Origin of the sequence: Rhodococcus sp. AG1013, assembly GCF_003350365.1 — a bacterium.
In the GTDB taxonomy this organism is placed as follows: domain Bacteria; phylum Actinomycetota; class Actinomycetes; order Mycobacteriales; family Mycobacteriaceae; genus Prescottella.
The window spans coordinates 1-13,605 of sequence record NZ_QQAT01000011.1; the positions used below are offsets into that span (position 1 = coordinate 1).

The 13,605-nt window shown below is 66.6% G+C and carries 15 protein-coding genes; 1 reads left to right on the forward strand and 14 read right to left on the reverse strand.

From position 1 onward, the window contains the following. Positions 1 to 251: 251 nt before the first annotated feature. Positions 252 to 1,514, reverse strand: a complete 1,263-nt coding sequence (gene murA / locus DEU38_RS14770; RefSeq protein ID WP_114722171.1) for a UDP-N-acetylglucosamine 1-carboxyvinyltransferase — start codon at positions 1,512 to 1,514, stop codon at positions 252 to 254. Positions 1,515 to 1,569: 55 nt separating this feature from the next. Between murA and DEU38_RS14775 the strand changes: the two genes are divergently transcribed. Beyond that, complete coding sequence (locus tag DEU38_RS14775) at positions 1,570 to 2,148, forward strand: cob(I)yrinic acid a,c-diamide adenosyltransferase (protein ID WP_114722172.1); 579 nt, start codon at positions 1,570 to 1,572, stop codon at positions 2,146 to 2,148. Between the two features lie 74 nt (positions 2,149 to 2,222). Here the strand turns inward: DEU38_RS14775 and DEU38_RS14780 are convergent, their stop codons facing one another. The 13 genes from DEU38_RS14780 to prmC form a co-directional block, all read right to left on the reverse strand. Next, positions 2,223 to 2,645 (reverse strand): DUF2550 domain-containing protein, encoded by a 423-nt coding sequence (locus tag DEU38_RS14780; protein WP_114722306.1) that lies wholly within the window; start codon positions 2,643 to 2,645, stop codon positions 2,223 to 2,225. Between the two features lie 48 nt (positions 2,646 to 2,693). Beyond that, complete coding sequence (locus tag DEU38_RS14785) at positions 2,694 to 3,062, reverse strand: F0F1 ATP synthase subunit epsilon (protein ID WP_114722173.1); 369 nt, start codon at positions 3,060 to 3,062, stop codon at positions 2,694 to 2,696. A 6-nt stretch (positions 3,063 to 3,068) separates the two neighbouring features. Then, positions 3,069 to 4,517, reverse strand: a complete 1,449-nt coding sequence (atpD, locus tag DEU38_RS14790; RefSeq protein ID WP_114722174.1) for a F0F1 ATP synthase subunit beta — start codon at positions 4,515 to 4,517, stop codon at positions 3,069 to 3,071. A gap of 3 nt (positions 4,518 to 4,520) precedes the next feature. Beyond that, positions 4,521 to 5,501, reverse strand: coding sequence for a F0F1 ATP synthase subunit gamma (locus tag DEU38_RS14795; RefSeq protein ID WP_114722175.1), 981 nt, complete (start codon positions 5,499 to 5,501; stop codon positions 4,521 to 4,523). 48 nt (positions 5,502 to 5,549) lie between these two features. Further along, the gene (gene atpA, locus DEU38_RS14800; RefSeq protein WP_114722176.1) at positions 5,550 to 7,193 is read right to left on the reverse strand and encodes a F0F1 ATP synthase subunit alpha; all 1,644 of its coding nucleotides are present in this window, start codon (positions 7,191 to 7,193) and stop codon (positions 5,550 to 5,552) included. Positions 7,194 to 7,254: 61 nt separating this feature from the next. Next, complete coding sequence (locus DEU38_RS14805) at positions 7,255 to 8,079, reverse strand: F0F1 ATP synthase subunit delta (protein ID WP_114722307.1); 825 nt, start codon at positions 8,077 to 8,079, stop codon at positions 7,255 to 7,257. A gap of 5 nt (positions 8,080 to 8,084) precedes the next feature. Next, entirely contained in the window at positions 8,085 to 8,645 is a 561-nt protein-coding gene (locus DEU38_RS14810) for a F0F1 ATP synthase subunit B (protein ID WP_114722177.1), read from the reverse strand. Positions 8,646 to 8,654: 9 nt separating this feature from the next. Next, positions 8,655 to 8,909 carry an ATP synthase F0 subunit C gene (locus tag DEU38_RS14815; protein WP_114722178.1) on the reverse strand — a complete coding sequence of 85 codons (255 nt, stop codon included), beginning with the start codon at positions 8,907 to 8,909 and terminating at the stop codon, positions 8,655 to 8,657. Between the two features lie 71 nt (positions 8,910 to 8,980). Beyond that, positions 8,981 to 9,760, reverse strand: coding sequence for a F0F1 ATP synthase subunit A (atpB, locus tag DEU38_RS14820; protein WP_181818792.1), 780 nt, complete (start codon positions 9,758 to 9,760; stop codon positions 8,981 to 8,983). A 411-nt stretch (positions 9,761 to 10,171) separates the two neighbouring features. After that, a complete protein-coding gene (locus DEU38_RS14825) occupies positions 10,172 to 10,636 on the reverse strand; it encodes a hypothetical protein (protein WP_174914605.1) in 465 nt (154 codons plus the stop codon). 41 nt (positions 10,637 to 10,677) lie between these two features. Next, positions 10,678 to 11,859 carry a glycosyltransferase family 4 protein gene (locus DEU38_RS14830; RefSeq protein WP_114722180.1) on the reverse strand — a complete coding sequence of 394 codons (1,182 nt, stop codon included), beginning with the start codon at positions 11,857 to 11,859 and terminating at the stop codon, positions 10,678 to 10,680. 63 nt (positions 11,860 to 11,922) lie between these two features. Beyond that, positions 11,923 to 12,585 carry an L-threonylcarbamoyladenylate synthase gene (locus tag DEU38_RS14835; RefSeq protein ID WP_114722181.1) on the reverse strand — a complete coding sequence of 221 codons (663 nt, stop codon included), beginning with the start codon at positions 12,583 to 12,585 and terminating at the stop codon, positions 11,923 to 11,925. A gap of 33 nt (positions 12,586 to 12,618) precedes the next feature. Continuing rightward, the gene (prmC, locus tag DEU38_RS14840; protein ID WP_114722182.1) at positions 12,619 to 13,509 is read right to left on the reverse strand and encodes a peptide chain release factor N(5)-glutamine methyltransferase; all 891 of its coding nucleotides are present in this window, start codon (positions 13,507 to 13,509) and stop codon (positions 12,619 to 12,621) included. Positions 13,510 to 13,605: the final 96 nt, after the last annotated feature.

The following is a 13,605-nucleotide window of genomic DNA, read 5'->3' on the forward strand; positions in this document are numbered from 1 at the left end:
AGATTCGCCAGGCGCTCTCCGTACAACCTCGTTTTCCCAGTCCCTCAGGTCCGGGTCGGTGTCCGTGTCGCTCTGACCTGGAATAAGTTACGCGAGCCGGCGGTGGGCGTCAAACCGCCTGGTCGGAGACGTACGGAGCAGACTTTCCGCAGGTCGTGCGGCCCGATCGGCGACGATTACGAACAAACGTCCAGTTGTGACGCCGAGCACAGGCCCTCGAGAGGCTCCAGGGCCCCTCCCCTGCGCGGCCGCTACTCGCTGTCGACCACTCTCCGGATGTCGCCGCCCAGTCCCGACAGGTCCTCGACGAAGCGCGGGTAGCCACGGTCGATGTGGTAGACGTCGTGCACCTCCGTCACGCCGTCCGCGACCAGGCCGGCGAGGACGAGGCCCGCCCCTGCGCGAATGTCCGACGACCACACCGGGGCGCTGGACAGCTCGGGCACCCCACGCACTACTGCGTGATGGCCATCGGTCCGGGCATCGGCACCCAGCCGGATCATCTCCTCGACGAAGCGGAACCGCGCCTCGAAGACGTTCTCGGTGATCATCGAGGTGCCCTCCGCGATCGCGGCGAGCCCGATCGCCATGGGCTGCAGGTCCGTCGGAAACCCCGGATACGGCAGCGTCGCGAAGTTGACGGCCTGGGGACGCTTCGCCTGCGCCACGCGGAACCCATCAGCCTCTGCCGACACCTGAGCGCCGGCCGCCCGCAGCTTGTCGAGCACCAGAGTCAGGTGCTTGGGGTTCACCCCGCGAACGAGGACGTCACCGCGAGTCATGGCCGCCGCAATCCCCCACGTCGCCGCGACGATCCGGTCCCCGATGACGCGATGCGTGGTCGGCTCCAGCTTCTCGACACCGCGAATGGTCAGCGTCGTCGAGCCGGCGCCACTGATCTTCGCGCCCATCCTCGTCAGCATGTTGCACAAGTCGACGATCTCCGGCTCCCGCGCAGCATTGTCGATGACGGTCTCGCCCCTGGCGAGAACTGCGGCCATCAAGATGTTCTCGGTCGCCCCGACCGACGGGAAGGCCAATCGAATGTTCGCGCCGTGCAGGTCATCGGCTTCCGCCACAACGCATCCGTGCTCGATCTCGCTGTGAGCGCCGAGCAGTCGCAGTCCCGACTGGTGCATATCGAGAGGCCGAGAACCGATCGCGTCGCCACCAGGCAGTGCCACAACCGCCTTCCGGCAGCGTGCAACCAGTGGTCCGAGCACGCACACCGACGCCCGGAACTGGCGCACGGCGGCGAAGTCCGCGTGGTACTTGGGCTGGGCCGGCGTCGTGATGGTCGCAACGGACCCCTCGAGGACGACCTCGCACCCGAGGCCCCTGAGGACTTCGGCCATCAGGGGCACGTCGAGGATGTCGGGGCAGTTGCTGATCACACTGGTTCCCTCGGCCAACAATGCCGCGGCCATCAGCTTCAGGACGCTGTTCTTCGCCCCGCCCACTGGCACCTCACCGACGAGGCGGTTTCCACCAGTGACAAGAAAGCGCTCACTCACAGTCGCACAGCCTAGCCAGGGCTGCGGCAGACCTGCTGGGCGGTACCGTTAGCCCATGGCTGTTCACTTGACGCGGATCTATACCCGGACCGGGGACGACGGCACCACGGGACTCAGCGATTTCTCCCGTGTGTCCAAGAACGATCCTCGACTGATCGCGTACGCGGATTGCGACGAAACGAACGCGAGCATCGGCGTCGTGCTCGCTCTGGGTGCGCCACCCGAGGAGATCGTCGACGTACTCCGGCAGATTCAGAACGATCTCTTCGACGCCGGAGCCGACCTCTCGACACCTGTCGTCCCGGACCCGAAATACCCGCCTCTGCGCGTGACGCAGCCGTACATCGACCGCGTCGAGGCCTGGTGCGACCAGTTCAACGAGCGCCTCGAGCCGCTGCACTCGTTCATCCTGCCCGGCGGCACCCCCCTCGGGGCCCTGCTCCATTCCGCCCGGACGATCGCCCGGCGCGCGGAGCGCTCGGCGTGGGCTGCCGTCGAAGCCAGCCCCGAGGACACCGGTGTGCTTCCGGCGAAGTACCTCAACCGACTGTCGGACCTGCTGTTCATCGTCAGCCGGCTGGCGAACCCGGGCGGCGACGTCCTCTGGAAGCCCGGTGCCGGAGGCGACGCCTGACCGCAACCGGGTAACGCGAAAGGGAGGCCCGCGGGCCTCCCTTTTCTCTTTCCGTCAGCGGCGTCTCGGCTCGATCAGGCCGGACGACCGCGCATCGAACGCCCCGATGGCCGCGATTCGACCCACGAGAGGAACGCGGTCAGTGCGCCCCGGTCCAGCGCGATCTCGTACGTCCGGGCGCCGTCCGTCACCTCGAGGATCACGATCTCGTCGGTCATGATGTCGTACTCGTTGCCGACCGGACCGCGACGAGCGCCGACCTCGATGCCCTGGCGACTCATCCGCGTGTCCGGACCCGGCCGCAGACTCGACAGCTTGAAGAAGACCAGGGAGCCCTCGCCATACCGCACCACTCCGTGCCGCCAACCGCTCCCGCCGGGGGCGGGCGTGACACGGAGGATCGCGGCGGTCCCGCCGCGACGCAACACCGTCAGTCGATACACGAAAGCCGCGACGAAGACCGCGAGCAGCACAACCAGAATGATGAGAACTACCATCCCGATCGTCACTGCTCGTCGGCTCCGTCGCGGCTCGTCGTGAACTGACTAGGCGCGCTCGACCGCACGCAGCTGACCCTTGGCGACCGCAATCGCCTCGAGGTCGTCGGTGGTCTCAGCCAGGACGGCCTTGGCCGCCTCGACGTCGACGTCCTGGGCCATGTCCGCGGACTCGGCCAGGATCGTCACCGTGGTGGCGGTCACCGAGAGGAAACCGCCGTGCACGGCCGCGACCACACGCTCGCCGTCGACGGTCGTGATCGAAACCACGCCGCCCTCCACCAGCTGACCGAGGACCGGCTCATGCCCGGGCATGACACCGATCTCGCCCTCGGTCGTCTGGGCGCTGACGAGCTTCGCCGATCCCGACCAGAGTCGCTGCTCGACGGCAACGAGTTCAACGGTCATCTCAGCCATGTCGGTCTACTTTCCGGCGATCTTCTTGGCAGCGGCCTCGACGTCGTCGAGTCCACCGCAGCTGTTGAACGCCTGCTCCGGCAGGTGGTCGAACTCGCCCTTGCAGACGCGGTCGAACGCCTCGATGGTGTCGCGCAGCGGCACGACCGAGCCGGGCTCACCGGTGAACTTCTCGGCGACGATGAAGTTCTGGCCGAGGAACTTCTGGATACGGCGGGCGCGGCCGACGAGGACCTTGTCCTCTTCCTGAAGCTCGTCCATACCGAGGATGGCGATGATGTCCTGCAGCTCCTTGTACTTCTGCAGGATCCGCTTGACCTCGTTCGCGACGCGGAAGTGCTCGGCACCGACGATGCCGGGCTCCAGGATGCGCGAGGTCGACGTCAGCGGGTCCACAGCGGGGTAGATACCCATCTGCGAAATCGGACGCGAGAGCTCGGTGGTCGCATCGAGGTGCGCGAACGTGGTGGCCGGCGCCGGGTCGGTGTAGTCGTCGGCGGGGACGTAGATCGCCTGCAGCGAGGTGATCGAGCGACCACGGGTCGAGGTGATGCGCTCCTGGAGCTCACCCATCTCGTCCGCCAGCGTCGGCTGGTAACCCACGGCAGAAGGCATACGACCCAGCAGGGTCGAGACCTCGGAGCCGGCCTGGGTGAAGCGGAAGATGTTGTCGATGAACAGCAGGACGTCCTGGCCCTGGACATCGCGGAAGTACTCCGCCATGGTCAGCGCGGACAGGGCGACGCGCATACGCGTTCCCGGCGGCTCGTCCATCTGGCCGAAGACAAGGGCGGTGTCCTGGAGGACGCCCATCTCTTCCATCTCGAGGTGGAGGTCGGTGCCCTCACGGGTCCGCTCACCGACGCCTGCGAACACCGAGGTTCCGGAGAACTCGCGGGCGATACGGGTGATCATCTCCTGGATCAGAACGGTCTTGCCGACGCCGGCACCACCGAACAGACCGATCTTGCCGCCCTTGACGTACGGGGTCAGCAGGTCGATGACCTTGATGCCGGTCTCGAGGATCTCGGTCTTGCCCTCGAGCTGATCGAAGGCCGGGGGCTTGCGGTGGATGCCCCACTGCTCGCCGTCGCGACCGGTGCCCGGAGCGTCGAGGCAGTCACCGAGCGCGTTGAACACGTGGCCCTTGACGACGTCGCCGACGGGAACCGAGATCGGCTTGCCGGTGTCGGCCACCGCAGCGCCACGGACCAGGCCGTCGGTCGGCTGCATCGAGATGGTGCGCACCAGGTTGTCGCCCAGGTGCTGCGCAACCTCGAGCGTCAGCGTCTTCGCCACCGACGGCAGGGTGACCTGCGAGTGCAGGGCGTTGAACAGGTCGGGAACATGGCCGCGCGGGAACTCAACGTCCACAACGGGACCGATGACCCGCACGACCCGGCCGGACGTGGTGTCCTGGCCGTTCGCGTTGGTTTGGGTTACTGCTGCGGTCATGTGCTAGTCACTTCCTGCGCTCGAGGCCAGCGCATTCGCGCCACCGACGATCTCGCTGATTTCCTGGGTGATCTGGGCCTGGCGAGCCTGGTTTGCCTGACGGCTCAGGGTGTTCACCAGTTCGTTCGCATTATCCGTCGCGGCCTTCATCGCGGTACGACGGGCGGCAGACTCCGAGGCGGCGGAGTCCAGCAGAGCCGAGTAGATACGCGTGCTGACGTACTTCGGCAGCAGAGCCGACAGCAGCGTGCCGGCCTCGGGCTCGAAGTCGTAGCCAGCCACCGGACCCGACTTGCCGTCGTGCTGGCCGTTGGACAGGATGTCCTCGCCCAGCTCGATGTGATCCTCGGTGTAGTCCACCTCGAGCGGGGCCATCCGCCGGACTTCCGGCTTCTGGGTGAGCATCGAGACGAAGCGCGTGTAGACGATGTGGAGCTCGTCGACGCCCTCGATCGTGCCTTCCCCGTTCGGTGCCTCGACCTCGGCACCGGATCCGGCCATGAACAGCTCGACCAGGTGACGGCTCGCCTTCGCGGCATCCGCGTAACCGGGCTCCTGGGAGAAGCCGGTCCACGATCCGCCGATGTTGCGGCCGCGGAAGGTGTAGTAGCCGAGTCCCTTGGAACCGAGCACGTAGATCACGGGCTCCTTACCCTCGGAGCGCAGCAGCTGGAACAGCTCCTCCGCCTCCTTGAGGGCATTGGAGTTGTAACCGCCACACATACCGCGGTCACTGGTGACGACCAGGACAGCGGCGCGCTTCGGGTTCGCACGCTCGTTGAGCAGCGGGTGATCGAGCGACGCCGAAGCACTGGCCAGCTCGGAGAGCACCTTGGTGATCTCCTCGGCGTACGGCTTGGAAGCCGCAACCCGGGCCTGCGCCTTCGTGATACGCGAAGTCGCGATCAGTTCCTGCGCCTTGGTGATCTTCTTGGTCGAGTTGACCGACTTGATGCGAGAACGCAGTTCGCGGATGCTTGCCATCGATCGATCACTCTCCCTTCGGGTGACGCTGAGTCATGGGGTCCACGCTCACTTGCTGACAGTGGTGCGCTTGACGGTGACCTTCTCCTGGCCGACCTGGGAAGCGTCGAGAGCTTCAGCCTCGGCCTCGTTCACGACACGGCTTCCGTCGGAGGCGAGGAAGCCCTGCTTGAACTTGTCGGTGGCCGCCATGAGGGCTGCGGTCGAATCCGCATCGAGGGCCTTGCCGCCCTTGATCGACTCGTAGACACCGGCAGCGTTGCGGTGCAGGTCCTCGAGCAGCTCGGCCTCGAAGCGACGGACGTCGCCGACGGGAACCGAGTCGAACACGCCTTCGCCGGCGAGGTAGATCGAGATGATCTGGTCCTCGACCGCGATCGGCGAGTACTGGTCCTGCTTGAGCAGCTCGACGAGGCGCTGGCCACGCTCGAGCTGAGCCTTCGAAGCGGCGTCCAGGTCGGAGGCGAAGGCCGAGAAGGCCTCGAGCTCACGGAACTGGGCCAGCTCGAGACGCAGCGAACCGGAGACCTTCTTCATGCCCTTGGTCTGCGCGGCGCCACCGACTCGGGAGACCGAGATACCGACGTTGATCGCCGGGCGGATGCCCTTGTTGAACAGGTCGGACTCGAGGAAGACCTGGCCGTCGGTGATCGAGATGACGTTGGTCGGGATGTACGCCGAGACGTCGTTGGCCTTGGTCTCGATGATCGGCAGAGCCGTCAGCGAACCGCCACCGAGCTCGTCGGACAGCTTGGCCGAACGCTCCAGCAGACGAGAGTGCAGGTAGAAGACGTCACCCGGGTAGGCCTCACGTCCCGGCGGACGACGCAGCAGCAGCGAGATGGCGCGGTACGCCTCGGCCTGCTTGGTCAGGTCGTCGAACACGATGAGGACGTGCTTGCCCTGGTACATCCAGTGCTGGCCGATGGCCGAACCGGTGTACGGGGCCAGCCACTTGAAGCCGGCGGAATCGGAGGCCGGGGCAGCGACGATGGTGGTGTACTCCATCGCGCCCTGCTCCTCGAGCGCCTGCTTGACGCCGGCGATGGTGGAGCCCTTCTGGCCGATCGCGACGTAGATGCAGCGGACCTGCTGCTTCGGGTCGCCGGTCGCCCAGTTTGCCTTCTGGTTCAGGATGGCGTCGACGCAGACCGCGGTCTTGCCGGTCTTACGGTCGCCGATGACGAGCTGACGCTGGCCGCGACCGATCGGGGTCATGGCGTCGATGGCCTTGATACCCGTCTGCAGCGGCTCCTCGACGGGCTGACGCTCCAGCACGGAAGCGGCCTGCAGCTCGAGCGCGCGAGTCTCGGTGGTCTCGATGTCGCCGAGGCCGTCGATCGGACGACCCAGCGGGTCCACGACACGACCCAGGTAGCCGTCGCCGACCGGCACCGACAGAACGTCGCCGGTCCGCTTGACTTCCTGGCCCTCTTCGATGTGCTCGTAGTCGCCCAGGACGACCGCGCCGATCTCCGTCGCGTCCAGGTTCAGCGCCACGCCGAGCACGCCGCCCGGGAACTCCAGCAGCTCGTTGGCCATCGCCGACGGCAGGCCGGTGATGTGAGCGATGCCGTCGCTGGTGTCGGACACCGTGCCGACCTCCTCGCGGGAGGCCTCCGGTGAGTAGCTCGCGGTGTAGTTCTCGATCGCGCTACGGATCTCGTCGGAGGAGATCGTCAGCTCCGCCATGTTTTTCCTGCTCTCGGTATCTGGTCTTCGAAAAGATCGGGAGTATGTGTTCGGTCGTCGGCTACTTGAAGGTCTTCCGCAGGGCAGCGAGGCGACCGGCCGCGCTCCCGTCGATGACCTCGTGGCCCACCCGGACGACCATGCCGCTGAGGAGGGCGGGTTCGACCTCCACGTGCACGGTGACGGGCTTGCCGTAGGTACGGGTCAGCGTCGCCGACAGGCGATCGACCTGCTCGCTCGACAACGCCGAGGCGCTGCGCACGTGCGCAACGGCCTTGTTCCGCTGAGCCGCAGCCAGCGTCGACAGTTCGTCGAACGCGTCAGCGGGAGCGGTCCGCAGGCGACCCACGGCCTGAATGGAGAGGGCCTCCGTGATCGCGGTGACCTTGCCGTACAGCAGCTTCGACAGCAGCTCGCGCTTGCCGGCGACGGGCGTCGAACGATCCGAAAGGACCTGCTCCAGCTGCGGATTGCCGGCAACGATGCGGCCGAGGCGGAAGAGCTCGTCCTCGACCGTGTCGCTCTGGTTCTGGTCCGCCGCTGCCCGGAGCAGGGACTCGCGTCCGACCGTGACCAGCGAGTTCAGCAGATCCGCCGAGGTCGACCAGTCCTGGCCCGCGGCGGCCTCGAGGGCTGCCAGCGCCTCGGCGCCGACCTTCCCCGAGAACACCTGGCGGGCCAGGCCCTGTCGACCAGCGGCAGGCGTGGACGCGTCGGCCAGGGCACTCCGAAGAGTGCGCTGACCGTCGAGAACCTCGACCACCGAGAACAGCTCGGATCCAGCCTGCGCCGCGGCCGAAGTGGCCGCGCCGGGAGAGACGGAATCCAACGCCGCGGTGAGCGCAGTACGGGTCTGCGTCAGGGCTTCACGGCTCGCTGCGTACATGGTGCTCACTTTCCTGCTGCGGAATCGGCGCTGACTGCGTCCAGCTCGTTGAGGAAGCGATCAACCGTTCCGGCGCGCTTGACGTCGTCGGCGAGAGACTCCCCGATGACCTTCTCGGCCAGGTCGACCGCGGTCTTGCCGAGGTCTCCCCGCAGCTCGGTCACGATCTGCTGACGCTGGGCGACGAGCTGGCTGTGACCGGCGGCGACGATGCGGTCGCTCTCCTCCTGAGCCTGTGCCTTCATCTCAGCGATGATCTGCTGGCCCTGAGTACGTGCTTCCTCGCGGATCTGTGCGGCTTCGGTGCGAGCCTCGGCGAGCTGGGCATGGTACTGCTCCAGCGCGGCCTTGGCCTCAGCCTGAGCCTCTTCGGCACGCTTGATGCCGCCGTCGATCTGCTCGGTGCGCTCGGCGAGAACCTTCTGGAACATCGGAAGGACAAACTTCCAGAAGACGAACCCGACGACCACCAGGGCAACGATCGACCAAGTGATGTCATACGTCGCGGGCAGGAGGGGGTTGTGTGTTTCCCCCTCGGCCGCGAGCAATGCGATGGTGGTTGACATGGTGTGTTCTTAGAAGATGAAGCCGGCAACGAGGCCGATCAGCGCGAGGGCCTCGGTGAATGCAATACCGAGGAACATCGTGGTACGAACCTGGCCGGCCATCTCGGGCTGACGGACCATGCCCTCGATCGCCTTGCCGACGACGATACCGATGCCGACGCCCGGGCCGATGGCCGCGAGACCGTAGCCGACTGCGCCGAGACCCTTGAAGGTGGTCGTCGTATCCTGCGCGAGGACCTCAACTGCCTGAAGCGCAACGCTCATGTGGTGTTCCGTTCCCTTTCTATTGCCCACCGCCGGGCGGCGAGTGGGACAGGTCTAACGATTGTGAGTGGTCAGTGCGAGTCGGCGTGGAGAGCCAGGTCGATGTACACCGAGGTCAGCAGGGCGAAGACGTACGCCTGCAGGAAGATCACCAGCAACTCGAAGAAGGTCATGGCGATGCCGGCCAGGATCGACGGCACGCCGAAGATCGCCTGGAACCCTCCGGAGGTGAAGAAGAAGTACTGCGTGGCGCTGAAGAACAGCACGAGCAGGATGTGCCCCGCGAGCATGTTGGCCATGAGACGGACCATCAACGTGAACGGCCGGAGCACGAAGGTCGAGAGGAACTCGATCGGGATGAGCAGCACGTGCAGCGCCGGCGGAACACCAGGCACCACGATGCTGGACTTCACGTACTTGAAGAAGCCGTACTTCTTGATGCCGACGTAGTTGAACGTGATGTATGCCAGTGCAGCGAGCACGAGCGGCATACCGATCTTCGCATTGGGCGAGATGTTCAAGAACGGCGTGATACTCGCGATGTTGCTTGCCAGCACGACGAAGAAGATGGTCGTGATGATCGGCAGGAAACGCTTTCCCTGCTCCTTGCCGAGGATGTCTTCCGCGATGTTGATCCGGACGAAATCGAGAGCAATCTCGCCAACGTTCTGGATACCGCGGGGAACGATCTTCGGGCTACGCATCGCGATGATGAAGAACAGTGCCACCAGGCCCGACATCAGCAGACGGATCAGCATCAGACGGTCGAGCTCGAAGGCGGTGCCTTCGAACAGCACTGCGGGCGGGTAGAAATCATCGAGTGACGGCGGATGGTATTCACCCGCGGCCATGAAGGTGACGCTCAGCGGTCTCTCCCGTAGTCGGCCGCAGGCATCACTGTCTGCGGTTCGATCGGACATTGACGATCTAACAAGTCGACCAGGTCGGCTCGCGTATTCGTCAGCAGCTGGAGACCCGGGTGAACCGGTCCTGGCGTCTGTCGGTGTCGGCGACGGTCGTCGACTCGGCAACGCGAGGGCGGTTCCGTCCGAATCGAAAATTCGGACAACTCCGACGACCCCTGCTGCCTGCAAGCGCGGCCCAATCTGCGGGTTCTATGGAATTTCCCGTAGTCAGCACACTCGCTTGGCCCAGAGACTATCAAGACATCTACGACGTTGTGTAGATGGGGTACCCCTTGAATCCGGGAAAGGCTCTCCGGGCATTCCCGGCACCCCCCTGCGGGCCCGCACGGTGACGGGCTAGTCGGTGCCCCCGTCGTCGTCGGACTCGGCGGGCGTGACATACGGAACCTTGGTCTGCATCACGCCGTAAGTCTCGGCGCCCAGCACGATGACCAGCGACAGGACAATGACGATGACCATGGCCTGGCGGTTGTAGAAGTCCAGTGGGTCCAGGATCGCGAGGACGGTGATCGCGAGGATCATCTTCAGCAGCCAGCTGCCGAGCAGCACCGCGCCGGCCGTTACGGCCGGGAGCTTGGCGGTCAGCAGCACCGCGAGGGCGGTGCACAGGATGAATCCGCCGCCGACGGCCGCTCCGAGGAGCGCCCCCCACAATCCCTCGACACCGGCGAACAGGCTCGCGACGATCGCGCCTCCGACGGCAAGCACGAGCAGTCCGAGCAGTCCGTAACGGACGCCTCGGCGGAGGGCAGCGGTGGGATCGGAAGAGTACGGCGCGGGGGTCGAAGTCACGGCACCCAGGTTAGAGGAAGGCTGCGGGACGCCCGCTGCCCCCGCCCTGGCTACCGGCGGCGATCCTGCTGCAATCCACGCCATGACGGGACCGCCGTGACCACCAGCGCGAACACCAGTCCACCGGCCACCAGTAGGACCACGACCCGCCGATCGATCAGCGCCGAGCCGACCGCTCCGAACGCGAGCACCGCGACCCACAAATAGATCAGCAACACGACGCGACGGTGCGAGTGACCGATCTGCAGCAGTCGATGGTGCAGGTGCATCTTGTCCGGGCTGAACGGGCTGACCCCGGCACGCGTCCGCCGGACGATGGCGAGCAGCAAATCGAGGATCGGAATGAACATGACCGCACCCACCAGCAGGAGCGGTGAGAGCAGGCCGAGCAGATCCCGGGACCCGTACGCACTCAGACTGATCCGGCCGGACGCACTCGTCGAGACCGCTGCCAGGGTCAGACCGATCAGCATCGACCCGGAGTCGCCCATGAAGATCCGGGCCGGCTGGAAGTTGTGCGGCAGGAAACCCAGACAGGCGCCGGCGAGGGCCGCCGCGATCATCGCCGGGGGGTACGCGCTGACGTCGCCGCCCTGGTCGTGGAGCAGTCCCACCGAGAAGGCACAGATCGCGAGCGACGCGATCAGCCCGAGCCCGGCCGCGAGGCCGTCGAGGCCGTCGACGAAGTTCATCGCGTTGATCATCACGACCGCCACCGCGACCGTCACCAAGCCCGCCTGCAGTTGATCGAGGATCACCGTGGTGCCCTCGCCGAACGGCAGGAAGACGATGTACCAACTGACCCCCATGACGACGAGGATCCCGGCCGCGGTCACCTGACCGACGAACTTGGTGAGCGCGTCGAGGCCCCAGCGATCGTCGATCACGCCGACCAGCACGATGACGAAACCGGCGACCAGGACCGCGCTGATGTCGGTCGTGAACTCGAACCCACGTGTCAGGGCCGGTAGCTGCTGCGCGAACAGGAGCGCGACGAGCATGCCGATGTACATCCCGACACCACCGAGTCGTGGCGTGGGCTGTACGTGGACATCGCGGTCGCGGGGCACGGCGACCGCCCCGAAGCGAATCGCGAGCACCCGGACCGCGCCCGTCCCCAGGAACGTGACGACGGCTGCGGTGAACAGCACCAGGAGTAGCTCACGCAGCGGCACACCCGCCCCGTTGCCACCCTGGGCGAGCGCCAGCAGGGCCGTATCCGCAGGACTCACCTGGACGACGCTACCGGCCGACCGGCCGACGGCCGGGATTGTGCACGACGAGTCCCGTCACGACTACGCCCCTCCCGGCAGCAGACTCTCCGCGGTGACACCGAGCACCTCGGCGACGTCGGCGGTCGACACCGCTCCCTCGCGGAGGATGCGCGGCTCGTCGCCGGTGAGGTCGACGATCGTCGACGCGACGGCGTGGGCGGCCGGTCCGCCGTCGAGGTAGACGCTGGCGGCCCCGCCCAACTGGTCGCGGGCTTCGTCGACGGTGGTCGCCGGCGGGCGTCCGGAGATGTTGGCGCTCGAGACCGCGAGCGGACCCACCTCACGCAGGAGGTCGAGCGCGACCGGGTGCAGCGGCATCCGCAGCATGACCGTCCCCCGGCTGTCGCCGAGATCCCAGGCCAGCGAAGGCGCTTGCTGCACAACGAGACTCAGACCACCGGGCCAGAAGGCCTTGATGAGGTCGCGTGCCTGCGGGCGCACCGAGTAGACGAGTCCGTCGATCGTGTTCCACGACCCCACCAGGACCGGCACCGGCATGTCCCGACCGCGCCCCTTGGCCCTGAGCAGGCTTGCGACGGCGTCACCGTCGAACGCGTCGGCGCCCAGTCCGTACAGGGTGTCGGTCGGCAGCACGACCAGTCGGCCGGCCCGCAGCGCGTTCTTGGCCGCGGTCAGTCCTGCTTCACGGTTGTCGGGTTGCTTGCAGTCGTAGACGGTGCTCACTCCCCCATCCTTTCACTCACGCTCGGAGCGCCGTCATCGTGCCGCCTCGACATCGGTCGCAACGCGGTGCGCCACCACGAATCGGGGCCGACCCGCGAGATCCGGATGTTCGACGACGTGATCGAACACCCGGCGTGACCGGAACAGTTCGGCGACCTGGGCGCCGTTGGTGTCGTCGTGCTCGACGCCCACCGCGCCGCCGATGCGCAGCCACCGCGCAATGTTGTTGACCATCGGCTTGATCACCGACAACCCGTCCGCCCCACCGAACAGCGCGGTGTGCGGATCGTGGTCGGCCACTTCGGGGTCCAGCACGGCGCCCTCGGGAATGTACGGCGGATTGGAGACGACGAGGTCGACGCCACCCTCGAGTTCGGTGAGTAACGCGCGGTCGGTCACGTCGCCCTGGAGGAGGCGGATCGGAGTGTCGCCGGCCTCGCGCCGACGATCGGAGTTGCGGCGCGCCCACGCCAGCGCCTCCGGCTGGAGTTCCACGGCATGGACGACGGCATCGGGCCTGGCGTGCGCGATCGCCAGCGCGAGCGCGCCGGATCCGGTGCACAGGTCCATCACGACGGGCGCACGGCGGCCGGACGACTCGAGATGTGCGAGCGCCCACGCCAGCAGGAGTTCGGTCTCCGGCCGCGGAACGAACACCCCCGGCCCGACCTCGAGCGAAATGTTGCCCATCGCAGTCGATCCCGTGATGTATTGCAGCGGAATACGTTCCGCGCGGCGCGCCACGAGCTTGCGGTACTCGTCGATCACGGGCGGGTCCACCAGCGGCACGAGGCCGAGTCGCGTCCGTTCGACGCCCAGCAGGTGCGCGGCGAGGAGCTCGGCATCCACCCGCGCCGAGGGGACCCCGGCTCTCTCCAACTCGGCGGCTGCCTCGATGATGGCCAGGCGGATGGGTTGTCTCACGGGTACAGACTGCCACGTCGGTCACGGACGCAGCACGGATAGGTGCCGGACAGCTTGCGCGGACGCTCCAGCGGCCGTACCGGCGATAGAATACGA

Coding starts and splice junctions, on each gene's coding strand:
- DEU38_RS14810 (WP_114722177.1), bottom strand. CDS start 8,645: ATGTCAACCACCATCGCATTGCTCGCGGCCGAGGGGGAAACACACAAC.
- DEU38_RS14805 (WP_114722307.1), bottom strand. CDS start 8,079: ATGTACGCAGCGAGCCGTGAAGCCCTGACGCAGACCCGTACTGCGCTC.
- DEU38_RS14815 (WP_114722178.1), bottom strand. CDS start 8,909: ATGAGCGTTGCGCTTCAGGCAGTTGAGGTCCTCGCGCAGGATACGACG.
- DEU38_RS14785 (WP_114722173.1), bottom strand. CDS start 3,062: ATGGCTGAGATGACCGTTGAACTCGTTGCCGTCGAGCAGCGACTCTGG.
- DEU38_RS14775 (WP_114722172.1), top strand. CDS start 1,570: ATGGCTGTTCACTTGACGCGGATCTATACCCGGACCGGGGACGACGGC.
- DEU38_RS14780 (WP_114722306.1), bottom strand. CDS start 2,645: ATGGTAGTTCTCATCATTCTGGTTGTGCTGCTCGCGGTCTTCGTCGCG.
- atpA (WP_114722176.1), bottom strand. CDS start 7,193: ATGGCGGAGCTGACGATCTCCTCCGACGAGATCCGTAGCGCGATCGAG.
- DEU38_RS14795 (WP_114722175.1), bottom strand. CDS start 5,501: ATGGCAAGCATCCGCGAACTGCGTTCTCGCATCAAGTCGGTCAACTCG.
- atpD (WP_114722174.1), bottom strand. CDS start 4,517: ATGACCGCAGCAGTAACCCAAACCAACGCGAACGGCCAGGACACCACG.
- atpB (WP_181818792.1), bottom strand. CDS start 9,760: ATGGCCGCGGGTGAATACCATCCGCCGTCACTCGATGATTTCTACCCG.